The 21,258-nt window shown below is 61.5% G+C and carries 21 protein-coding genes; 13 read left to right on the forward strand and 8 right to left on the reverse strand.

The features are described 5' to 3' along the window. Positions 1-229: 229 nt before the first annotated feature. From E3T55_RS19765 to istB, 4 genes are all read left to right on the forward strand, one after another. Entirely contained in the window at positions 230-736 is a 507-nt protein-coding gene (locus E3T55_RS19765; RefSeq protein WP_134521306.1) for a Pycsar system effector family protein, read from the forward strand. A 351-nt stretch (positions 737-1,087) separates the two neighbouring features. Next, a complete protein-coding gene (locus E3T55_RS19770) occupies positions 1,088-2,341 on the forward strand; it encodes an IS110 family RNA-guided transposase (RefSeq protein ID WP_134521308.1) in 1,254 nt (417 codons plus the stop codon). A gap of 179 nt (positions 2,342-2,520) precedes the next feature. Continuing rightward, entirely contained in the window at positions 2,521-4,059 is a 1,539-nt protein-coding gene (gene istA / locus E3T55_RS19775) for an IS21 family transposase (RefSeq protein ID WP_134521310.1), read from the forward strand. Further along, positions 4,056-4,835, forward strand: coding sequence for an IS21-like element helper ATPase IstB (gene istB / locus E3T55_RS19780; protein WP_134521312.1), 780 nt, complete (start codon positions 4,056-4,058; stop codon positions 4,833-4,835). Before istA ends, istB begins: the two co-directional genes overlap by 4 nt. A gap of 379 nt (positions 4,836-5,214) precedes the next feature. Here the strand turns inward: istB and E3T55_RS19785 are convergent, their stop codons facing one another. After that, positions 5,215-6,120 (reverse strand): hypothetical protein, encoded by a 906-nt coding sequence (locus E3T55_RS19785; RefSeq protein ID WP_134521313.1) that lies wholly within the window; start codon positions 6,118-6,120, stop codon positions 5,215-5,217. A gap of 480 nt (positions 6,121-6,600) precedes the next feature. On the opposite strand from E3T55_RS19785, the gene E3T55_RS19790 reads away from it, so the two are divergent. The 3 genes from E3T55_RS19790 (at position 6,601) to E3T55_RS19800 (ending at position 8,687) form a co-directional block, all read left to right on the forward strand. Then, positions 6,601-7,002, forward strand: a complete 402-nt coding sequence (locus E3T55_RS19790; protein WP_174775497.1) for a sulfate permease — start codon at positions 6,601-6,603, stop codon at positions 7,000-7,002. 151 nt (positions 7,003-7,153) lie between these two features. Then, positions 7,154-7,417 carry a hypothetical protein gene (locus E3T55_RS19795; RefSeq protein ID WP_134521315.1) on the forward strand — a complete coding sequence of 88 codons (264 nt, stop codon included), beginning with the start codon at positions 7,154-7,156 and terminating at the stop codon, positions 7,415-7,417. Positions 7,418-7,424: 7 nt separating this feature from the next. Beyond that, complete coding sequence (locus tag E3T55_RS19800) at positions 7,425-8,687, forward strand: hypothetical protein (RefSeq protein ID WP_134521317.1); 1,263 nt, start codon at positions 7,425-7,427, stop codon at positions 8,685-8,687. 61 nt (positions 8,688-8,748) lie between these two features. Here the strand turns inward: E3T55_RS19800 and E3T55_RS19805 are convergent, their stop codons facing one another. Further along, positions 8,749-9,192 carry a hypothetical protein gene (locus E3T55_RS19805; RefSeq protein WP_134521318.1) on the reverse strand — a complete coding sequence of 148 codons (444 nt, stop codon included), beginning with the start codon at positions 9,190-9,192 and terminating at the stop codon, positions 8,749-8,751. A 420-nt stretch (positions 9,193-9,612) separates the two neighbouring features. On the opposite strand from E3T55_RS19805, the gene E3T55_RS19810 reads away from it, so the two are divergent. Then, positions 9,613-10,305 (forward strand): hypothetical protein, encoded by a 693-nt coding sequence (locus E3T55_RS19810; RefSeq protein ID WP_134521320.1) that lies wholly within the window; start codon positions 9,613-9,615, stop codon positions 10,303-10,305. A gap of 616 nt (positions 10,306-10,921) precedes the next feature. On the opposite strand, the gene E3T55_RS19815 is transcribed toward E3T55_RS19810, so the two are convergent. The 4 genes from E3T55_RS19815 to E3T55_RS19830 form a co-directional block, all read right to left on the reverse strand. Beyond that, entirely contained in the window at positions 10,922-12,235 is a 1,314-nt protein-coding gene (locus tag E3T55_RS19815) for an MFS transporter (protein ID WP_420898022.1), read from the reverse strand. After that, the gene (locus E3T55_RS19820; protein WP_166791859.1) at positions 12,153-12,545 is read right to left on the reverse strand and encodes an ArsR/SmtB family transcription factor; all 393 of its coding nucleotides are present in this window, start codon (positions 12,543-12,545) and stop codon (positions 12,153-12,155) included. Before E3T55_RS19820 ends, E3T55_RS19815 begins: the two co-directional genes overlap by 83 nt. A gap of 145 nt (positions 12,546-12,690) precedes the next feature. Continuing rightward, the gene (locus E3T55_RS19825; protein WP_241993169.1) at positions 12,691-13,794 is read right to left on the reverse strand and encodes a YVTN family beta-propeller repeat protein; all 1,104 of its coding nucleotides are present in this window, start codon (positions 13,792-13,794) and stop codon (positions 12,691-12,693) included. A 147-nt stretch (positions 13,795-13,941) separates the two neighbouring features. Further along, positions 13,942-14,199: an SHOCT domain-containing protein gene (locus tag E3T55_RS19830; protein ID WP_134521326.1), complete on the reverse strand. Its 258-nt coding sequence runs from the start codon at positions 14,197-14,199 to the stop codon at positions 13,942-13,944. A 167-nt stretch (positions 14,200-14,366) separates the two neighbouring features. Between E3T55_RS19830 and E3T55_RS19835 the strand changes: the two genes are divergently transcribed. Together E3T55_RS19835 and E3T55_RS19840 are read left to right on the forward strand one after the other, a co-directional pair. Beyond that, complete coding sequence (locus tag E3T55_RS19835; protein WP_134521328.1) at positions 14,367-15,104, forward strand: response regulator transcription factor; 738 nt, start codon at positions 14,367-14,369, stop codon at positions 15,102-15,104. 8 nt (positions 15,105-15,112) lie between these two features. Continuing rightward, entirely contained in the window at positions 15,113-16,225 is a 1,113-nt protein-coding gene (locus E3T55_RS19840) for a sensor histidine kinase (RefSeq protein WP_241993170.1), read from the forward strand. 18 nt (positions 16,226-16,243) lie between these two features. Here E3T55_RS19840 and E3T55_RS19845 read toward each other — a convergent pair whose 3' ends face one another. Continuing rightward, positions 16,244-18,565 carry a heavy metal translocating P-type ATPase gene (locus E3T55_RS19845; protein WP_134521330.1) on the reverse strand — a complete coding sequence of 774 codons (2,322 nt, stop codon included), beginning with the start codon at positions 18,563-18,565 and terminating at the stop codon, positions 16,244-16,246. Beyond that, positions 18,562-18,888: a heavy-metal-associated domain-containing protein gene (locus E3T55_RS20985; RefSeq protein ID WP_134521387.1), complete on the reverse strand. Its 327-nt coding sequence runs from the start codon at positions 18,886-18,888 to the stop codon at positions 18,562-18,564. Before E3T55_RS20985 ends, E3T55_RS19845 begins: the two co-directional genes overlap by 4 nt. 207 nt (positions 18,889-19,095) lie before the next feature. On the opposite strand from E3T55_RS20985, the gene E3T55_RS19855 reads away from it, so the two are divergent. From E3T55_RS19855 to E3T55_RS19865, 3 genes are all read left to right on the forward strand, one after another. Continuing rightward, the gene (locus tag E3T55_RS19855) at positions 19,096-19,533 is read left to right on the forward strand and encodes a hypothetical protein (RefSeq protein ID WP_134521331.1); all 438 of its coding nucleotides are present in this window, start codon (positions 19,096-19,098) and stop codon (positions 19,531-19,533) included. Between the two features lie 97 nt (positions 19,534-19,630). Continuing rightward, the gene (locus E3T55_RS19860) at positions 19,631-20,218 is read left to right on the forward strand and encodes a DUF305 domain-containing protein (RefSeq protein ID WP_134521333.1); all 588 of its coding nucleotides are present in this window, start codon (positions 19,631-19,633) and stop codon (positions 20,216-20,218) included. Positions 20,219-20,561: 343 nt separating this feature from the next. Then, positions 20,562-21,221 (forward strand): M23 family metallopeptidase, encoded by a 660-nt coding sequence (locus E3T55_RS19865; RefSeq protein WP_134521334.1) that lies wholly within the window; start codon positions 20,562-20,564, stop codon positions 21,219-21,221. Positions 21,222-21,258 lie beyond the last annotated feature (37 nt).

Consider the following 21,258-nt stretch of genomic DNA (forward strand, 5'->3'; position numbering starts at 1 on the left):
TCACGGCTTCGTCTTTGTACTCAGGAGTGAACTCCCGACGTGTGTTTCCCATGTGAACATTCTCTCTTGTGAGGTGTCCAGTCAACGGGGGCAGGGCCAGATTCTCGCCCTACGTCACACGGCGGACTTGCTGTTAGCTACTGGCCTCACCCAACCCTGACACGGAGGGGATCGACATGGGCGGCGCGTCCTACAGCTACTACACCTCCAATTACCACTGGTCCGTCTAATGAAGAAGGATGCTCTCGATAACGCCTGGAAAATTCACGACGCGACCGGAGAGTGGACTGCTCGCGTCGATGCTAAGGCGGCCTTCGCATTCACCGTTGAGTCCGCGGTTCTAGGCGTGGTGGTCGCGCTGACCACCACGGACAAGGTCTACGACGGTTTTGATTCGTGGTGGAGTACTGCTCTCTACGTGCTAGGCGTATTCCTGATCTTCATTTCGATCTACTTCGCCGGGTCGGTTGTGGTACCGCAGCTCAACATCCGCGGCTTGGAGAAGGCCTCTAAAGACAACTACATTTTCTTCGGTCACACGCGCTTCTGGGAGGGAAGAGCTGACGAGTTGGCGGAACGGCTCAAGAGCGATGACCTACTCAAGCAAGTGAGTCTTCAGATTGGCATCATGGGTCGCATTGCATGGGACAAACACATCAAGGTCCAGCGTTCGATGTGGTTTGCCATGACCGGCCTCGTCGTTTTCGTGGTCCTGGGCGTTCTTATGAACGTCTGAATAATTTCGACATCGATTTTACTTATTGAGGTGAAGTCGTTGAAGATCCTGTGTCGGCGGCCATGACAAGCTGCCCATAGCTGTTGAGCGGCTTCGCCGCGCCGTGCCTGTCGAAAATATCGCGCCCGTCACCTTGGTGCCATGGCGTGTTCAGCGAGGCGGGTTGATGATGGAAGCGTCTGTCAGGGAGAACGCCGATTCCGCCTTGGTGCTGAAAGCCCGACCCATAGCATGGTGAGAAGGACCGCCACGGGAACCGTGGATTGTTGCCTCGAGCACGAGTAATAGATTCTTGATTTATCCTTGTCCTTCCCCTGACCGGCTTTCAACTCGAGCTGACAGGAGACTGCAATGGATGTGGTGCATGCTCGCGCCGCGGGTATTGATATTTCGAAACGCGACGCGAAAGTCTGCGTCCGGATCCCCGGCAAACGTAGAGGTCAGTTCACCTCCACGGTCACGACATGGGGATCGACAACAAACGAGATTCTCGGTCTGGTCGAGTTCCTCGTCAAGGCACATGTCACCGTCGTCGTCATGGAGGCGACGAGCGACTATTGGAAACCCTTCTACTTCCTCATGGAGGAGTCACTCCCGGTGATGCTGGTCAATGCCAAGCACGCCAAGAACATGCCGGGCAGGAAGACTGACGTCTCAGATGCCACTTGGCTGGCACAGTTGGTAGCCCATGGCCTTCTTCGCGCGTCTTTCGTGCCGCCGAAACCCATTCGTGAGCTTCGCGACCTCACCCGAGCTCGCGTGACGTTGGTCGGCGATCGGACACGAGATGTTCAACGACTCGAAAAAATGCTGGAGAGCTCGGGCATCAAACTGTCCAGCGTTGTCGCCAACATCACAGGGGTCTCGTCAAGGCTGATGCTGACTGCGCTCATTCAGGGAGTGCGGGACCCAGCGGTTCTTGCTGAGTTCGCCCAGCGGCGGATGCGATCCAAGATCCCGGAGTTGGTCGAGGCCCTTACTGGGCGCTTCACTGAACACCATGCGTATCTCGCCCAACTGCACTTGGATCAGATTGATGCGCGGACTCTGGCGATCGAGTCGCTGACGGCCCGAATCGATCTCGCCATGAAACCGTATGAGTCGGTGCGTGATGCACTCGTCACCGTTCCAGGGGTCTCCACTCTGGTTGCTGACGTTCTTATTGCTGAGACCGGAGCTGACATGGCTGTCTTTCCGGACGCCGGACATCTGGCTTCATGGGCCGGCGTCTGCCCTGGATCCAATGAGTCGGCCGGCCGAGTGAAGTCATCCAAGACCATGGCCGGGAACAAGTATCTGAAGGCTGCTCTTGGCATAGCCGCGCTTGCGGCGTCGCATAGCAAGACCAGCTATCTAGCGGTGAGATACCGGCGAATCTCATCGCGCCGTGGTCCAGCCAAAGCGATTGTCGCTTTGGAGCACACGATCTTGAACTCTGTCTGGAAGATGTTGACCACGGGAGAGGTCTTCGAGGACCTCGGCGCGGACTATTTCACACGCCTCAGCCCAGAACGAGTCAAGGCCCGGGCCATGCAGCAGTTGCAGCAGCTCGGCTATGACGTCACCGTCGTCGAGCGGTCGGGGGCGATTATGGTTCGGAGTTAATTTTCGTAATAGGCGGCCACGGAACTGCCCACTGACGGCCAGGAAAACTGCCCGTTGGTGGCCATGAGATCTGCCCACTTCCTTTTCTAAACCCGACCGTGATAAACGGCGGAACCTCTTCCTGGGGTTTGATTGCGGTGTCTAAGACGCAATTGAACAGCTCAGGAAGAGGCCCACTTATGAAGGTAGACGTAGAAATCATGGAAATACTCGCTGCGTACGATCTGACCAAATCTTTGCGGGGTGCCGCCGAGCTCACAGGCTGTTCTCACCACACCGTCGCTCGCCATGTCGCTGCCCGCGACGCCGGCCAGCCCATCGCCAATCCCGTCAACCGCGGCCGGGTCACCGACCCGTTCATGCCCAAGCTCGAGGAATGGATGGAGAGCTCCAAAGGCAAGCTCCGCGCCGACGTCGCCCACACCAAACTCCTCGGCCTCGGCTACACGGGCTCTGACCGCTCGACGCGGCGCGCTTTCGCGCAGGTGCGTGCCGCCTACCGCCTCGGCAACACCCGCGTGCACCGCCCGTGGATCTCGGAGCCGGGGATGTGGATTCAATACGATTTCGGCGACGGACCGATGATGGACGGCAAGAAGACTGTCCTCTATATTGCGTGGCTGGCGTGGTCGAGGTTCCGGGTCGTCATTGTGATGCGTGACCGGACGGCGCCGAGCGTGTACGCGGCATTGGATCGCACGTTCCGCATGCTTGGCGGGGCGCCGACCTATGTCCTGACCGACAACGAGAAAACCGTCACCATGTCCCACATCGCCGGTGTCCCGGTCCGCAATGTCGCGACCGTGGACTTCGCACGCCATTACGGCGTCACGGTCCTGACCTGCCAGCCGGCGGACCCCGCAACCAAGGGCGGTGTCGAGTCCTCCGTGAAGCTGGCCAAGGCCGACATCGTGCCCAAAGACACCAACCTCCGGCCCGAATACGACTCCTTCGTCGACATCGAAACGGCCTGCCAGGAGTTCATGGACCTGGTCAACAATCGGGAGCACCGCGCCACCCGCCGCAAGCCGGCAGCGATGCTTGTGGAGGAAACCCCCCGGTTGCACCGGGTTCCGGACGCCGCGCACACGATCTCCTTCGGTATGTCCCGCCGCGTCCCGGTGAACACGCCGATGGTCACGTTCGAGAACGCCCAGTACTCGGTGCCGTCCTACCTCCTCGGCGCGAAAGTGTTCGCGCGCAGCCATGGCCTCGGCCTGGACGAGCAGGTCATCGTCGTCCATGAGGGCCGTGACGGCCCTGTCGAAGTCGCCCGGCACCACCGCGCCCGGCCCGGCAGCCCCGCCATCAATGACGCTCACTTCCCCGACCACGCCCCGAAGATCCCTGGCGATTACGTGGTGAAAGCACGCAGCGCGGCCGAGTTGGAGTTCCTCGCGATCGGTCCTGGCGCCCGGACCTGGCTGCTCGAAGCGGCCGCGGTCGGCACGCTGCGAATCACGCACAAGATGGCCGAGGCCGTCGCGCTGGCGAAGATCGCCGGGCAGGCCGACGTCGACCAAGCCCTCGGCACCGCGGCCATCCACGGTCGCTTCGCCCACAAGGACCTCGCCTCCATCCTCAACGCCGCCGGCCTGCGCTCGAGCAGCCACACGGCCAGCGAAACGCAGTCCCTCACACAAGGGACCCGCGGCTGGGCCGCGATCGGGCAACTGCCGGCCAGCACCGTCGACGACCTGCAGGAGGAGAGCGCATGAGCCCGGTGCCGACCGCTGCGCCCGCGCTGCCCGCGGACCTCGAGGCGTTGATGCGTCAGCTGAAGATGCCCTACGCCAGGGCGTTAGCTCCAGAGCTGCTGATCACTGCACGCACGCAACGATGGGAACCCTCCGAAGTGGTCAAAGCGCTCCTCGTCGAGGAAGTCACCGGACGGTCCCGGTCGATGCTCGCCACCCGACGGAAGGCCGCCGGGTTCCCGACCGGGAAGACCTTCGATACCTGGGACCCGGGCGCGTCGTCGATTCCGCTGCCCACCCAGCAGGCGCTGCGCACTCTGGAATGGATAAGTCGGAAAGAGAACGTTGTCGTTTGCGGGCCCTCCGGCACCGGGAAAACGTTCTTCCTCGAAGCCCTCGGCCAGCAAGTCGTCGAGGCCGGCATGCGCGTGGCATGGTTCCGCCTCGAGGACCTCGGCGCATTGATGCGCGCCCACCGCTCCGATGACAGCGTTACCCGAGTCGTCTCCCGGATCCTCCGCGCCGACCTGATCGTCATCGACGATATCGGGCTCTTGCCGGTCGGGACGGACGCGGCCGAAGGGCTCTATCGCCTCGTCGACGCGGCCTATGAAAAACGGTCCATCGCCGTCAGCTCGAATTTGCACCCCGCCGGATTCGACGAGCTCATGCCCAAAACCCTCGCCACAGCGACCGTCGACCGGCTGTTGCACCACGCTCACGTCTGTCAGACGTCGGGCGAATCGATCCGTCTCACGCAGGCCCTCGCCGGGAAGGGCGTGACGCCGATGAGCTAACGTCGCGCTCGCGCATGGCCAACGCCGCCGAACTCTTGGTGGGCAGATCTGTTGGCCAGGAGTGGGCAGTTTTCATGGCCACCAGCGGGCATTCTTCGTGGCCGCCAGTGGGCAGTTCTTCATGGCCCTTGACAATCCTGCTCTGCGTCCCGTCAGCTTGAACTCCAAGAGTTAGCGGGACAGGCTGTCTACCAATGTTGAATTCGACCCTGTATTGGCGCCCCAAATGATCTGGTTGGACGAGAAATTGGGGTGCACCCTATTCATGCATGTGAGCTGATGAGCCACGCAAATCGTGCGTGCACAGTGATCTCGCTGCATGGCACCGAATAGGTGGGGTCCTGTTCAGAATGACACTGTGTGGAGCCAAGTGGTCAAACTAGAACGTGTACTTCTTTGTGAATTCGTCATATTCTGCTTCGCTCAGGTTCAAGGAACAGACCGTACACTCCAAAGAGTCGGGACACATCTCCCAATTCGAAGAAGGGTTTCCATCTTCGTCTCTCCCGTATTCAGCAGGGACAGCGGTGAGTCCAACCCGGGCCTCCCTTCCGCATGCCGGACACCAAGCGGATTCGGTAAGAGGGAGGTCCAGATATCGGGGCGTCTGCCGTTCCATTTCGCTCAAAACCCGCTCTAAACGTTCCTGATCGTAGTTCTCGTTCAGCTCCGCGAAGCGTTTGCGGGCACCTGAGAGCTTCGTCTCAAGGCTCCGCTGCGCCTCAGAAGCCGCCTCATCAACGATCGCGGTCGCGGCAGCCGCCTGCAGACCCCAGAAGTCTTTCGGCATTTTGCCCTGAAGGATCTCCAGGCAATTGATGATTCGAACTAGCTTCTCAATGGCCGTTGCGAGCTCAATCGTTGAAACCAATCCCATATGTGCGGCCGCATTCCTTGTGCTGAATACGTCGTCGCAGTGCTTGGTCAACGTCTTGAGTTCGGGATGGATTCGAATCACCTGGGTCAAGGCGTTTGCTGCGGTGATGGTTCGTATGCCGGTTGGAGACATCCCGTCGAGGCCCCTATGGCCGGACAGGTAGATCATTGTGGCCGCGCCGTCTTCTCTCAGCGATGCGACGAGGTTCGGAGAAAGCTTCGCAAGCACCCACTTCAGGTACGTCTCAAGAGCCATCCCACACGCGATGGCCGACCAAAGTATGTCGATCTCTGCAGTCGCGCCGCGTTTCTCCAAGACAGACCGCGCGGACTCAACTGATACGTACCTCAAATGATCGGCAATACCGCTATGCGAAGTTGCCGATCCTATTCCCCATAACTGCTCCATTATGCGAGCCTAAGGCTGTGAGGGCATCAGATTAGCTCGGATCGCTCCGGAAGGAGAACACATAGGGGCACCCCCACACGACGCCGTGGCCGCCCACCCTTTTGAACGCGACTGATCAAAGAGCAGTCGATTCGACAGGAGCGCAGTGCGGAGCGGTTATCGGCACCTCCATAACCGATCTACCGAACATGCCAAACCGGTCGCTTGCCCGAGTGCCCGCTAGCCAGACCCCTTGCGGACCCTCCCTCGCGACAACGGGGCTCCGCATCGCGCTTGAGCGGGAGGTGGCCGTAAGACCCGCCCGCTGGGGATTCGCGCTCAGGTGCCTTTAGGCGGCAAGGACTTCCGCTTGCGCGCATCCGCTTCTAGAATTTTCGTAAGGCTGGCAATTTCTGTACGCGCCATCGTTCCTTGCGATGACATGACTCCCTCATGGGCAGTCCTTTCAAGCTCCTTGTTGCCGGACTGAAGGGTTGCGTCATGTTCGGATTGATTCTGGGTTTCACCGCCCGCAGCTACTACTTTCTGCGCGGGCTCATGCCCACCACCAGGCTGGTGGACGCGATGCGCACTCGGCGCGGACTCAAGTGGGGTGTGCCGGCCATGCTGCTCGCGGTCCCGTACCTGTTTGCGGCGTTTTATTGCTCCGTGCAGGTCCAAGCGGATGGTCCGGGCTGGCTGCACCTGCTCGTGCTGCTGTTTCTCTGGAACGCGATGAAGTTCGCCGTCAACGGTCCCGTCTCGCTGATCCGGCTGCTCGTTGCGCGCTGGCGCGAAGCCCGCATGAGGCGCCAGGCGATACTCGTGGTGCCGGAACGTCAACTCATGAGCCCCTTCGCCGCGGAAGATGAACAGAGGGCGGTTTTGCCGATGCGTCGCTGACCGCGCGGTTCTGCTCTGCGCGGTCGTCCCGCTGAGGTTTGATGTTCAATCACGGATCGGCTGCACCATTCGCGCGGCAGTCACCGCCTGCGCACCTGCTATTCACGACAGGATGTCGTCACACCCAAATCTGCCCGCAGGAGGCCTAACCATGACAATCCCGCAAGACCAACTCGACGACCTACTCAGTCGTACCGCGCTCGCGGCGCTCTTCTACTATCCGGAGATCACCGTCGACGATGACGACTACAACCTCCAGAACGACATCACCTACTGCCTGGAACCCGTCACCCCGATCGCGGCCGAGGACGCCGAACGGCTCCGCGTTGCTGTCGGCCATGTGATCACGAACCCGACCGCGCACCGCGCGAAACTTCTCGCCCTGGCCATCGAGTTGGCCCCGCCGGCGGAGTAACGCGACGATGAACGGCCCCACCGACGAGAACACTCCACCCCAGCAAAAGGAACCGCCTGACCACCGTCACGTCGACGATGACGGGCGCCGGGACATCCGCCGCCAACGTCAGGCCGAAAACCGGCGCAAATGGGCGGCCGAAAACCCCGATCGAGTGCGCGAGTTGAATCGGCTCTGGCGGGTGGAACACCTCGAGCACGCCCGGCAGCAGAACCGAGAGTCAATGCGTCGAGCCGCGGCGCGCCGACGGCGTCAGGAGGAGGTGCGGGCCCGGGGGAGGGAGCGCGCGAAGCTCTGGCGCGAGGAGCATCCCGAGCGCAGGCGCGAGTATCAGCAGCGGTGGGTCGAACAGAATCGCGACAAGATCCGCGAGTATTACCAGCGGTACTACGAGCACCACCGCGACGAGGTCAACGCCCGCGCCATCGCCCGCCGCGATGCCGACCCCGAACGCACGAGGCAGATCACGAAGGCATGGGCCGAACGCAACAAGGAGCGCCGAGCCGCATGGCAGCGCACCCGACGCAGCGACCCCGACATCTACCAGGCGGAACTCGCAGCGAACGCCGCCGCGCGGCGCCTCAAGCGCCAGCTCAGCGGTCTGGGCCTGCCGCCGAAGCAGCTGCACCCGTCCACCGCTGCCGAGCGACGGTTGAATGATCGCGAGGCGGATGCCTACTTCGCCGACCCCGCGCAGCCCGAGCATGTGCGCCAGTTCACCGTGTTCGCGGAGTCGCTGACGGAGCTGATGCTCAAGAACGGCGACCATCTTCGCGAAATCGGCAACGCTTACGTGGCCAACCGCGCGCGGATGGGCCTGCCGCCGGTTGCGGTCGAGAGTGTCGCTTATGGCCGCGCCGTCGAGCTCGTCATGCAGCGGATGCGCCGGGTCGACCTCCTGACCGGTCGCGACGTCGCCGCCGCGGTCAGGAGCACCCAGGCGGAGGCCCCACGTATTGAGCGGCAACGGCAGTTCGATGGTCTTGTGAAGGGCATTGTGGCGCACATGCACCGCAACAGTGTGCGTCTGCGCGCCGACGCCGAGATGGAGAACAAGGCGCGAGCTCACCGCGGGAAGCCGCAGGTACCGGCTGAGGTCTTGGTCGTGCAGATCGCGATGAAACAAGTCAGCGAGCGCGTGCCCACGAACCGACTGACCGCGGACGACGCACGCGAGGCCGCCCGCATCATCGGGCGCCACGTTTCGGCAACACCTGACACACGCCGAGCCTCGGTGGGGTCGCCAGCTCAAGGGCGATCGCTCGGGTAGGTGCCGTCGATCAGTGACAGGTGGGCTGGGGGAGTCGAGTCGGGCTAACCAACTGTCACGATCAGAGTGAGATTCCTCGTCGTGGCGTCTCATGGGGGAGGCCATCGAATCGACGGTCAGAGTCACTCCTGGCCGCCAGAGGCTTCTTCGGCGCGACCGCGGGGTGCCAAGCGATTTGCCCCGAATGCCGGGAAGCGACATCCAGATCATCCTCGATTGAACGCAGGTGCCGGGCCGCCTCGCGCAATGCCTCGGCGGCACGGTCCGCATGTGCAGCGCCGGCCACGCTGTCGCCCGCGTCCGTGTATGCCCGGTCGCGATGGTCGAGATGAGCGGATGCGATCTGATCGAGCACCTGGCCCAGTGAATGAGCAGCCGCGATCAGGTTGCCGAGCACATCGTAGGTCTGCGCTGGAGCATCAAAGACGCGGGTGGCGTGTGCCAAAGTGCGCATCGACTCGCTGACGGCGTCACCGGCGGATATAAGATCTTGGAATGTAGGCATGAGTCCTCCTCGACGAATGAGCTCGCCCATAAGGTGCGCGTCGTTTACCCGCCCCCTCCATATGCTCGGGACCCGCCTCATCGATGCCTGAGGCTACTGAGTCGCATCCGGTCTCCGTCGCCGTCATATAGCCACATTTGGATGACGTTGGTCCCTGCCCTGCCACCGCGTCTGAGGGAGTTGAAGATTTCGGCCGGGTACTAGACTGCGAGTACCTCTCCGAGGCCGCCAGGCGGTCGCTGTCTAGTACCCGGGAGGTAGAATGCCTGATCAGACGGCATTTTTGCACCTAAGCCCCGCGAGTGTTCGAATCTTTCTACCGGCTCAACCCTGGCTCGTGCGGGATATTCCGGTAACTTGATGGTAGAGTGGACGCAAGCAACGCGGGTAACTCGCTCGAATAAGAGATTATTCTTGCCAGTGAGGCGTTATGCCCCAGATGTCTATGGACTGCCTGGGGCTGCTTACTTTAAGTCACCAATTGGGGAAGTCATCCGAGATATTCTCGCGCAGCACTACAAGGCCAACAGTAGGCCCGTAGCGTTTCTCGACGAGAGTTTTGAGACCGGGGCTTTCGACACCTTCTACGTAGTCGCTGTTGCTGTTGTAAATGTCGACGACCTGACGGAATCACGCGAAGCACTGCGCGAATTCTACGGGGGTGACGCGCTGCACGCTGCTCCGATGTTTGCCCGCAGGGAAGTAGCAACTCTCCGCCAAGCCACAACGTTGGTGGCGAGCCAGAGTGATGGACTCGACATCGTTGTCTGTGCGCCGATTGCTGACGGTGACAGTCGTGACGTTGCACGCGCCAGGTGCCTCGGCGTTGCCGCCGCGAAGGTCCATAAAGACTTCGGCACTCAGCTCTTCGTTCTAGACTCGCTCAGCACGCCAACCGAAAACAAACTAGATCAGAGAACTTTCAGCGACTTGCGGCGGAAGACCGTCAACGGATTGCACCGCGACACGGTCGCGCACCATTGTCGTCCTTCTTCGGAGTTGCTCTTGGGGTTGCCGGACGTATTGGCATGGTCGTATCGGCAGGAACACGTCCGTGACGACCGGTCGTGGTTCGACCCCATGCGTGAATTCACGGACATTACGATTCTCTGAACGGCTGGCGAAGACTCTAAGACGCGGGGATCAACTTCGAACCCGAACTCTCCGGGGCGAAATGTGAGCGCAAGCCGCATTTCCACCTTCCTTCACGGAGCCTTGCCGGTGTCGTGGCGCGCCGTACCGGGCGATTTCAACGTGACCAGAAACTAACCAGAAACCCATAAATTGACCAGAATCACCGTAGGTCTCCGTTCCGGCGCGTACCCTCAATGCCATGACATCCGCGGAATCCCGCGGAATTCTGCCTCATTTGCAGGTGTGCCGAACCACCCCGGAGGCTTTCAGTTGTTCTTGGTTCGAGTCCAGGTACCCCAGCTTGAAGTAGAATCCCCGTTCACGCGGGGGTTTTCGCGTTAACGATCACGCACCGCCTAGTGTCCGATTTCCGCTAGCGAGCCAGGCTCGTCAGCCGTGCTTAGCGGCAAATTCCCTCATCTCCGTTTGCCGATGACTAAAGAACGCATTGTTCTTTGTTCGAGTCCACGTTCCGTAGACCGCTCACGGGGTCCTCGATGCCCGCGGTGGTTCCTGACTGGCCTGCATGAGGGCGCAAACCGGCGGATCGTGACAATCTATTTCACCCAGTGATCCGCAGGCAGCCTCTTTTCTCTCAGGCCGCGATTGGTAGATCGACGGGTGGCGAAGATGTTGGCTGTGTCGTCCACGCCCGATGCGCAATGACGCCCGCGAGTATTGCAATGCCGGCGAGCACGGCAGCAGTAGGGGCCAACCCGAGTACGGCGCCGAGTATCCCGGCCAGAGGGTAGGTCGCGATGAAGCAGGCGTGAGAGAGCGAGAACTGTGCGGCAAAGACGGCTGGCCGATTCGTCTCCTCGGACGAGCGGCGCAATAGTCGTGCCGACGGCGTCAGAATGAGTGCGGTCGCGGCGCCGAGCACGAACCAGATAACGAGGAGACCAAACCACGTCTGGGTTGTCGCAGGCGCGATAGTCACACCGGCGAGGGCCAGAAGCCCCACGGGCAACGTCGCACAGCCGAGCAGCATGACGCTTCGGTCGGCATAGCGCTCGAGCACCCGCGGCAGCGCGAGTGCGACGAGCATGGATCCGAATCCGTAGCAGGCCAGGGCGAGAGCGAAGTCGGACTGAGCGCGGCCGAAATGGTTTTGCACGAGTACGACGGTGTTGACGATGACCATGCCGGTCGAGGTGGCGACGACCATGTTCATGGCCAGCAGGGCGCGCAATTCCGGGGTGCGCCAGAAGACGCGTCCACCACGGGTGAGGCGCTCCCAGAACGGTGTCGAAGCGGAAAAATTGTGTGCCGGCAGGGTCGCTGTGAGCACGAGCAGGGCGGAGCCCGCGAAGCCGATCACAGTTCCGATGAATAGCGAGTGATAGCTGATTACGGTCAACAGGGCGGCGGCGAGAATCGGGCTCAGGAGCGATTCAAGATCGTAGGCCAGACGGGACAGGGAAAGTGCGCGGGTGTAGTCCTTCTCCTTGGGCAGCACGGCCGGGATGAGAGCCTGAAATGCCGGGGTGAACGTGGCCGAGGCGGCCTGCAGTACGAAGATGAGCACGTAGATCTGCCAGGCCTCGGTGACGAACGGCAGCGAGAGGGCGACGATGGCGCGAAGCACATCCGCTGACACCAATAGAGTTTTGCGCGGCACGTGCGCCGTGAGTGCGGAGACCACGGGGGCAACGCCGACATAGGCGAGCATCTTAATGGTCAGTGCGATGCCGAGTACGATGCCGGCGTCACCGCCAGCCAGGTCGTACGCGAGCAGGGCTAACGCCACGGTAAGCAGCCCCGTGCCGATCAGTGCCACGATCTGTGCGCCGAACAATCGGCGATACGTCCGGTTGCGTAGAACCTCAAGCATGAGTGCCCGCAGTGTGAGCGTCGGCAGCCCGCTCGAGCGGATGCCGGTGGTGCGCGGGCGTTCCCTCGACGACATGCTCAGCCTGGAAAATTGCATCCGCGACGAGCTGGCGGGCGTGCTCGTTGGCCAGACGATAGAACACTCGCGTGCCCTCGCGGCGGGTGGCCACGATGCGCCCGAGGCGCAGCTTCGCGAGGTGCTGGGAGACGGCGGCTTGAGACTTCTCGACCGTCTCGGCGAGCTGGTTCACCGACAACTCCGTGTCGCGCAGGGCCAGAATGATGCGAATTCGCGTGGCATCGGCGAGCATTGCGAAGACCTCGACCGCCAGCTCGACGTACTCCCCATCAGGATTGAGTGTGCACATCTTCTTATCTGCATTCATACGCAGATTATTGCACAAGTGTTCGCGGGTTCGGTCAGATTTCGGTGAAGCCTGGCGCTGTGCATCAACACGAGGCCATACACACCGGTTCTTAGGCTTAGCGACGCCGACGGCCACAGGTTTCGGTAACGATTCCCCTGATGCTTTAGTGGTGCATGCCTGCCATTCCGGGGCGGTCTTGTCCCTCTATGATCAGGCCGACAGACGGACTGGTCTGTATTGTCTGCTTGGTAAAGGTGATTCCGTTCGGCTTCGACCCAACGGGGATGGTAGCCACTACAGACAGCGTGGTCAGATCAAGCACCGAGACGCTGTCGTCGAACATGTTTGTGATGTAGGCGTGGCGGCTCGTTGGGTCGATGACGACGCCGTGTGCGCCGGCACCGGTCTTGACGGTTTGAACGACATCAAACGTTGCAGTGTCGATGATCGAGACCGTGTTGCTGGATTGTTTTTCGGTGCCTTGGTTGGCGACGAGAAGGTACTTTCCATCGGGACTTGCGAAGGTCTGTATGGGGCCCGTTCCCGTCGGAGTCGTGGCGACGAGTTGGCGGGTGCTTGTGTCAACTTTAGCCACGGCATTGTCACCGTTCAGCGAGGTGTAAACGAACTTTCCGTCGGAGGAGAACGCCACCTGCGCTGGTGACTGGCCCACTTCAATTTCATCGACCTGGATGTTGGTGGCCGTGTCGATAACGCTGAGCGTTGTCCCAGCAATGTTGGCCACGTAAACAGTGCTGCCGTCGGGGCTTGGTCGCAGTCCGTGTGGTCCGGCCCCGACGGGGATAGTGGCGATGGTCGTCATCGTGGCAATGTCAACGGCTGAAACGGTGTCGTCGGCGTTGTTGGTTGTATAGGTGCGTGTGCCATCGGGTGTCACGATAACGTGGGCCGGCATGGTGCCTGTAGGGACCGTTCCGCGCACGTCGTTGTTTTTGGAATCGATTTCTACGGCCATTGATGTCGTGCCGCTCACTGCCCAAATGGAGCGACCGTCGGGCGAGGATTGCACGTTGTGCGGGCTCTCGATGCCTGTCAGGGTCGTCGCCACCTTATTTGTTGCCGCGTCTATTGCGGTGAGGCTGGCGCCGTCTTCGTTCCCGACCCAGATCGTGCCCTCGACCATGTCGTCGTGTGGCGACGCCTGCGCGACAGAGGATCCGGTGTATAATGCCACGATCGCCGTCGTGGCAATAACGGCGGTCGCGACGACCAAGATGGTAGTGATGGCGAGCGTTCGTTTCTTCATAGATGATTTCTGTTTGGTATTACGTGGTTTCCGGGATTACGTGTGAGACTCTGCGCCCGCTGAGAATGCCGGAAGCCTAAGGAGAGCGGAACGTCACAGCGGTCATATGTTTCTCGGGCTGGGGCCCAGGACGGCGGGATGCGTTCTTTAGCGCACGGTATTGATCGTCGTGTTCAATTCCGTGTACGTGGCGATGTCGATCTCACCCCTGGCAAGTCGCGCCTTCAACATGCCCGTCGGCGAATCGCATGCGAGTATTCGTGCTGTCGCGGCCGTGTCTGGGCGTCTGGACTGCGTGACCATTCCCATGATCATCCACGCAATGGCAACGATGAGAGTTACCCAGAACAGGATCATCAGGACCCAACCTGCGCCGTCCATAGTGCCTGTGTAATTTCCCATCATGGTGTTTCCTTTCGTCTGGCGCCAGTGGCGCTCATATGCACAGTCTTTCGAACCCGCGTATGGAACTCCGAAAGGAATTGTGAAGTTTCCATGTTGTCTCGGCGACGGTCGGGCGCCGGGTTGAAAGCTCGTGCTCTGCCCTGCTGCTGGCGAGGGAGAATGAGATCATGACGTCATCAACCATCAGCCCACATGCTTGTGTGGAGCCGCGGCCCAGGGTGCTGGTGGTTGACGATGAGTTGCCTCTGCTCAAGCTGGTCGCGGGGTACTTGGAACGAGATGGGTTCGACGTTGAGACTGCAGCAGACGGGCGGTCGGCTGTGACGAAGGCACGAGACTGGGCTCCGGCGATTATCGTTCTGGACCTGGGACTTCCGGTGATGGATGGCACTGAGGTCTGCCGGACCGTGCGCACCTTCAGCGATAGTTACATCATCATGCTCACGGCGCGTGTCGATGAGATCGACAAGCTGGTCGGACTTTCTGTGGGAGCGGATGACTATCTGACGAAACCGTTCAGTCCACGTGAGCTCGTCGCGCGTGTCCGAGTGATGCTCCGGCGGCCCCGTCCCAGCGAGCAGGCCGAGGATCTCAGCACTCCGCCACTTGTCTTCAAATCCCTCCAGATTGATATCGCAGGCCGGGAAGTTCACCGACATGGTCAACCCGTGGACCTCACCCGCACCGAGTTTGATGTGCTGGCTGTGCTCGCTGGTCAGCCTCGTCTTGTTTTCTCGAGGCAGCAACTCATCGAGGCGGTGTGGGGCGGCGGTTGGATGAGTGATCCACACCTCGTGGATGTTCACATCGGGCACGTCCGTCGCAAGATCGGTGACGACCCATCTGCGTCGGCGTTCATTCGGACCGTGCGTGGGATCGGCTATCAGATGGGAGCGGGGGCGTGAGGCGTCGGTTGGGGCTCATTCACGGTGTTCGGGATCTCAGCGCGCGCTTACTGTTGGCAATGCTCGCCGTGGTTCTCGTCGGGGGAGTGACTGCTTGGTTGGTCGTCGTCGGAATTGGGCCAGCCGTTTTTCGTTCTCACATCACGGGTATGGGCGGTTTTGAGGCCGACCTGGCGCTGCATGCTGAAGAAGCTTTCCGAACAGCAACCATGCTGTCGCTGGCCGTGGCCCTCATCGCGGCTCTGGTCGCCTCTGTCGGAATCAGCCTGGTTCTTTCGCGCCGGATCAAGCGGTCTTTGGCGCCGGTGACTGCGGCCGCGGGTCGGGTCGCAGGCGGGGACTATGGATCGCGTATCCCCACTGTGAGTTTGGGGACGGAATTTAACGACCTCAGCCGTGCGTTCAATGCGATGGCCACGGACCTCGGCCGGATCGAGGCGACGAGAACGAGAATATTGGGTGATTTGGCGCACGAAATGCGGACGCCCATCACCACAATCGGTGCGTACCTTGAGGCCATCGCAGACGGAGTGCAGGACGCCGATCCGGCAACGCTGACCATGTTAGGCGACCAGGTCATCCGCCTCGCAAGGCTGAGCGAGGACATTTCCACCGTGACGACCGCCGAGGAAGGCCGACTCACCATGCATTGGCAACGACTTTCTGTTGCGGAGATCGTTACTGATGCTGTGGCCCAAGCTCAAGCGCAATATACGAGTCGATCCGTGACGTTGACGGCGACCTTGACCGCCGCCGCAAATGACGCCTTCGTCCAGGGCGATCGTGATCGGATTGGCCAGGTCTTTACAAATCTCCTGGACAATGCGATCCGGCACACGTTACCCGGCGGCGAAGTAGAACTTTCCGCGGCGGCTGCCGCCACCACAGTGACTATTTCGGTGTGCGACTGGGGTGACGGGATTCCACCGGACCAAGTCTCCCACGTCTTTGAGCGCTTCTACCGAGTGGACGCCAGCCGTGACCGGGCCCACGGCGGCTCGGGAATAGGCCTGGCAATCGCAAAATCCATTACCGAGGCCCACCACGGGAGCATTCGCGCGGACAGCCCAGGAGTGGGGCGGGGGGCGACATTCACTATCGCCCTCCCACTCACGTCCTGATCCAGATCGCGATCCCCGTCAAGAGACCAATGCGAAATCGCGGACAGGATGGCCGGAGTCGTCGCCTTGAACAGTTTTTCTTGTTTTGAGGGGGGCGAACCGACGTAGTCGGAGGCTGTTACTGACCACGAATACGGAGGACAGGGCCATGGCGGCGCCAGCGATCAAGGGGTTCAGCAAGCCGAGCATCGCGAGCGGGATCGCGGCAATGTTGTAGGCGAACGCCCAGAACAGGTTGCCCTTGATTGTGGCGAGCGTACGTCGCGACAGACGGATCGCATCCGCTGCCGCCAGCAAGTCGCTCCTGATCAGGGTTAGATCGCTCGCCTCAATGGCGACATCCGTTCCGGTGCCCATCGCAATGCCCAGATCGGCCGTAGCCAGCGCCACGGCATCATTCACCCCATCACCGACCATCGCCACGACCTGGCCATCCCGTTGCAGGGAGCGAATAATCTCGGCCTTTTCGGCGGGGAGCACTTCGGCCCGCACATCGGAAATGCCAATCTCCGCCGCAACAGACTGTGCCACGCGCGCGTTGTCTCCGGTGAGGAGCACTGGTCGCAGGCCGAGCTTGTGGAACTGCTTGATCGCATCCGCACTGGTCGCCTTCACCACATCGGACACGGCCAATACGCCACGCGGTTGCCCGTCCCAGGCGACCGCGACCGCGGTCTGTCCCTGCTCCTCGAAGGCGACGAGTGCAGTCGTGAGTTCGGCGGGGAGATCAATGCTCCAGTTCTCGGCCAGCCAGCGTGGACGTCCTACCAGCACGAGCTGACCCTCAACTACGGCTTGCACGCCAAGTCCCTGCTCAGAGGTGAAAGATTCCAGAGCGGGAAGGGATCCGAGACGATACCGCGCACCGGCAACGATTGCCGCGGCGATGGGGTGTTCCGAACCGCTTTCTGCTGCTCCGGCCAGTCGGAGGAGATCTTTTTCGCTGACTCCGCTGACGGGCTGGGCAACGGTCAGGGTCATCCGCCCGGTGGTTACGGTTCCGGTTTTGTCGAGAACGATCGTGTCGACGCGGCGCGTGGATTCGAGGATCTGTGGTCCTTTGATTACGATTCCGAGTTGGGCTCCGCGCCCGGTTCCGACCATCAGCGCGGTCGGAGTGGCCAGCCCGAGCGCACACGGGCACGCGATGATGAGCGTTGCGACGGCGGCAGTGAACGCCATTTCCGGGCCGGCGCCGATGATGAGCCACACCGCGAGGGTGGCGAGGGACAACCCGATCACAATGGGAACAAAGACGGCTGACACACGATCGGCCAGCCGCTGCACTTCGGCTTTCCCGGTTTGTGCCTGCTCGACGAGTCTCCCCATCTGGGCCAGTTCGGTGTCTGCGCCGACCCGGGTCGCGCGAACCAGCAATCGTCCGCCAGAGTTCAGCGTCGCACCCACGACTGTGTCGCCGGGGCCGACTTCGACGGGGACAGCTTCTCCGGTGAGCATGCTCGCGTCTACGGCTGAGTTGCCGTCCATGACCGCACCGTCGGTCGCGATCTTCTCGCCGGGGCGCACGACGAAAATGTCTCCGACAACGAGAGTCTCTGTCGGGATGAGAACTTCGATCCCGTCGCGAAGTAGCGTCGTTTCTTTTGCCCCCAGCTCTAACAGAGCCTTCAGCGCTGCGCCCGACTGTTTCTTCGCGCGCGCCTCGAAGTAGCGGCCCGCGAGCAGGAACACCGTGACGGCGGAGGCGACTTCCAGGTAGATCTCATGTGCCGCGCCGCCCGGAGTGATGGCGAAGTTGAATGACATCGTCATTCCGGCCATGCCGGCCGTGCCGAAGAATAGCGCGTACAGGGACCAGCCCAAGGCGGCCAGGACGCCGACGCTGATCAAGGTGTCCATCGTCGCTGCGCCGTGGCGGAGATTAATCCATGCCGCACGGTGAAATGGCCAGGCGCCCCAGATAGCCACGGGCGCCGCAAGAGTGAGAGCGAGCCACTGCCAGTTCGTGAACTGCAGCGGGGGGATCATGGACAATGCTGCGACCGGCACCGCAAGCAATGCCGAAATGAACAGTCGGCTGCGCAGGTTGGCAACCTCCCGATCGGCCGCCGTTGGCTCGCCGGACAGGTCAGCATCGCTGACCAGCGGACGGGGGAGGGCTGCGGTGTACCCCGTCGCCTCGATCGTGGCGATCGCGTCAGACACGCTGCTACCCGCAGGAACGAAGACGCTGGCTTTCTCGGTTGCGTAGTTCACTGTCGCCTCGACGCCCGGCATCCGATTGAGTTTCTTCTCAATCCGCGCCGCGCACGAAGCGCAGGTCATTCCCCCCACCTCGAGCACCACTTGCTGCCCGGCCCCGACCGCTGCCTCGCTCATCGGGACGTTGACACCAGCTCGTAGCCTGACTCGTGGATTGCCGCCGCGACCGCATCTCGATCGAGTGAGTCGGTGCTGGAGACGGTCACACGTGAGTCTCCGCCGACGACGAGCTGAACGTTCACGTTGCTGACGCCATCCAGGCGGCTGACTTCTTCGGTCACGCTGGACACGCAATGCCCACACGTCATTCCGGACACCTCAAACGTGGACGTCACCTGTGCTGCGTCAGCAGCCACGGGGTTCGCCAGCGCGTGAGAGTGAGTTCCACAGGCGCAGGACGCGTCGGTCAATCCGAGGTCATTCGCATTTGTGTTGCACATGAGAAGTTTTCCTTTCGCTTCGCCTGGTCCGTCGGACCATGCCAGGTACCCCCTAGGGGTATCTAGGGCCACTATACCCCTTAGGGGTACCTTTTCGTGCGGTGAATGTTCGCAACCGGTTTTCCGTTCCACAGGGTCGGTGAGTTATCCTGCAGAGAGCGCTGTCGGAAACTGGACCGACTAGCCCAATGTTTGAACGGAGGTGACATGACGCTGTATCGCACCGAACAACGCACGGGCGGGCGGTTCACCATGTCACCGTTCGTTGCGCTCCTCGCTTTGGCGATGACGCTGCTGGGATTCTTTGCAATCCACTCCGAGGTCACCGGACACGACATGCACACTCCGGTATCCATGTCGTCGGTTACCACTGGCGCTGTTGCTGAGACTGGTGCACCGGCTGTCGTGGCTCCCGACTCCGCGGTGATGGCCGCGACTCCGCATGACGGAGCATTGGATTGCGCTTTGCTGGCCATGGCCTGTGTCCTGCTGCTCGTCTTGGTGACCGTTGTCGTTCTTCGCCGGCGACCGGCGGTGTTTCATCGTCTGCTTGATGCTGGCGGCGCTGGCGTCGGCGTGATCCGCCTTATCGCTGTGCGCGTCCACCGGCCCAGCCTCGTTCTCCTTTCCATCAGTCGCGTTTAGACCGTGATGTAGCTCGGCGGCCATTCCCTGGCCGCTGAGCTTTGCCGTGCCTGTGGCCGGTGACTCGGATTCTTAAACTTCGATGAATGGATGAACGATGCTTAAACGACGTACCTTTTTCTCCGCCGCCGCTCTGGCCGCAGCCCTCACATTGACCTCGTGCGCCGGTGGTAGCCCGGCCGCTTCTCCGTCGACGCCCGCCGCGAGCGAAACTGCTGCGGTGTTCAACGATGCCGATGTGACGTTCGCACAGGCGATGCTCCCACACCATGAGCAGGCTGTGGAGATGAGCGATGAACTGCTTGCCAAGGACGACATCGACGAGGACGTACGAAACCTCGCCACGGAAATCAAAATGGCGCAGGAACCGGAAATCGCCCAGCTGGGAGATTGGTTGTCCGAGTGGGGCACCGGGGAATACAACATGTCAGACATGGGCGGTATGAACGGCATGGACGGCATGATGTCGAGTGACGACATGGCCATGATGCAGGACGCCTCGGGAGTCGAGGCGAGCACGCTCTTCCTCGAGCAGATGACCGTTCATCACGAGGGTGCCGTCGCCATGGCGCAGAGCGAGATAGACGACGGACAGAATCCGGATGCGCAAGCGATGGCGGCCACCATCGTTGCGACGCAAACCGCGGAAATTGCCGTTATGGCAGACCTTCTCGCCACTCTGTAGACGGTTACGGACGAGGCACGCAACCACCCGCTCTCAGCCGGTGGTGATGCGGCTTCGTGCACGGAACCGGTGAACTGAACTACTTTCAAGGAACTCACACAAATGCGCACCCCCCTTCTTTCTCGACGGCCCCATTTATGTTTTGTCGTTTCCCGTGGATAGCGCCGGTCAGCGCGCAACGGCACAGCTAATTCCTGGGCCGCTGCCAGCTCTGACGCGGCGCGAACTTCGAGCACGCGAAAACGTCGCGCGCGACGCCCCACCCGCGCCTTCCGTCACCGTGAACGATCGATCGGCCGCGAGGCCGGTTCCGCTCCGTCGACGTTTGGCCAGCGGATGTGCCATGGCGTTGATTGCGCTTTTCGCCATCAGCGTGTCCCTCCCGGCCATCGCCGTTAATCCGTCGGCGGTGGAGGCGTCCGTCAGCGCAGCAGACGTTGACGGTGACGCGCAGAGCCTGAACGTCGCGGCCGGGCCGGTAGTGGCCTTCGAGCGTGATGGATTCACGGTCACGGTGCCCCCTGAACCTGCCTCGTACACCGAGACGGCCAGCGACGGATCCTGGGCCAGCCTCACCGCGAGCCAGCTCAGTGATGTGGGGTGGGCGCTACCGGTTCTGGGAAGAATCTCCAGCCCCTTTGGTCCCCGTCCGAACAAGCCTGTCGACGGTGTCGGGCTCTATCACAACGGCACCGATATCGCGGCGTCATGTGGTCAACCGGTGTTCGCCGCGACCACCGGAATCGTGGTCGAGGCCGGGGCGCAAGGTTCCTACGGCAACTGGGTCCTCCTCGACCATGGTGAGGGGATTGAAACCGGTTACGCCCACAACAGTAGGGTTCTGGTCGTTCCTGGGCAGCAGGTCGTCGCCGGTGAGGTTATCGCCTTCGTCGGATCGACGGGCGCCTCAAGCGGATGTCATGTGCACTTTGAGACCCGGATCGACGGAGAACGCATTAATGCGGAACCGTTCATGAGCGAAAGAGGAGCCTCTCTTGACTAGGCGACTGACTCAGCGACGCAGCACTTACGTCACCCGC

Origin of the sequence: Cryobacterium frigoriphilum (assembly GCF_004403305.1) — a bacterium.
Classification (GTDB): domain Bacteria; phylum Actinomycetota; class Actinomycetes; order Actinomycetales; family Microbacteriaceae; genus Cryobacterium; species Cryobacterium frigoriphilum.

Bases quoted from the DNA above. Each gene is read 5' to 3' on its own strand.
- E3T55_RS19765 (WP_134521306.1), top strand. From the start codon at position 230: ATGAAGAAGGATGCTCTCGATAACGCCTGGAAAATTCACGACGCGACC.
- E3T55_RS19770 (WP_134521308.1), top strand. From the start codon at position 1,088: ATGGATGTGGTGCATGCTCGCGCCGCGGGTATTGATATTTCGAAACGC.
- istA (WP_134521310.1), top strand. From the start codon at position 2,521: ATGAAGGTAGACGTAGAAATCATGGAAATACTCGCTGCGTACGATCTG.
- istB (WP_134521312.1), top strand. From the start codon at position 4,056: ATGAGCCCGGTGCCGACCGCTGCGCCCGCGCTGCCCGCGGACCTCGAG.
- E3T55_RS19785 (WP_134521313.1), bottom strand. From the start codon at position 6,120: ATGGAGCAGTTATGGGGAATAGGATCGGCAACTTCGCATAGCGGTATT.
- E3T55_RS19790 (WP_174775497.1), top strand. From the start codon at position 6,601: ATGTTCGGATTGATTCTGGGTTTCACCGCCCGCAGCTACTACTTTCTG.
- E3T55_RS19795 (WP_134521315.1), top strand. From the start codon at position 7,154: ATGACAATCCCGCAAGACCAACTCGACGACCTACTCAGTCGTACCGCG.
- E3T55_RS19800 (WP_134521317.1), top strand. From the start codon at position 7,425: ATGAACGGCCCCACCGACGAGAACACTCCACCCCAGCAAAAGGAACCG.
- E3T55_RS19805 (WP_134521318.1), bottom strand. From the start codon at position 9,192: ATGCCTACATTCCAAGATCTTATATCCGCCGGTGACGCCGTCAGCGAG.
- E3T55_RS19815 (WP_420898022.1), bottom strand. From the start codon at position 12,235: ATGTCGTCGAGGGAACGCCCGCGCACCACCGGCATCCGCTCGAGCGGG.
- E3T55_RS19820 (WP_166791859.1), bottom strand. From the start codon at position 12,545: ATGAATGCAGATAAGAAGATGTGCACACTCAATCCTGATGGGGAGTAC.
- E3T55_RS19825 (WP_241993169.1), bottom strand. From the start codon at position 13,794: ATGAAGAAACGAACGCTCGCCATCACTACCATCTTGGTCGTCGCGACC.
- E3T55_RS19830 (WP_134521326.1), bottom strand. From the start codon at position 14,199: ATGATGGGAAATTACACAGGCACTATGGACGGCGCAGGTTGGGTCCTG.
- E3T55_RS19835 (WP_134521328.1), top strand. From the start codon at position 14,367: ATGACGTCATCAACCATCAGCCCACATGCTTGTGTGGAGCCGCGGCCC.
- E3T55_RS19845 (WP_134521330.1), bottom strand. From the start codon at position 18,565: ATGAGCGAGGCAGCGGTCGGGGCCGGGCAGCAAGTGGTGCTCGAGGTG.
- E3T55_RS20985 (WP_134521387.1), bottom strand. From the start codon at position 18,888: ATGTGCAACACAAATGCGAATGACCTCGGATTGACCGACGCGTCCTGC.
- E3T55_RS19855 (WP_134521331.1), top strand. From the start codon at position 19,096: ATGACGCTGTATCGCACCGAACAACGCACGGGCGGGCGGTTCACCATG.
- E3T55_RS19860 (WP_134521333.1), top strand. From the start codon at position 19,631: ATGCTTAAACGACGTACCTTTTTCTCCGCCGCCGCTCTGGCCGCAGCC.
- E3T55_RS19865 (WP_134521334.1), top strand. From the start codon at position 20,562: ATGGCGTTGATTGCGCTTTTCGCCATCAGCGTGTCCCTCCCGGCCATC.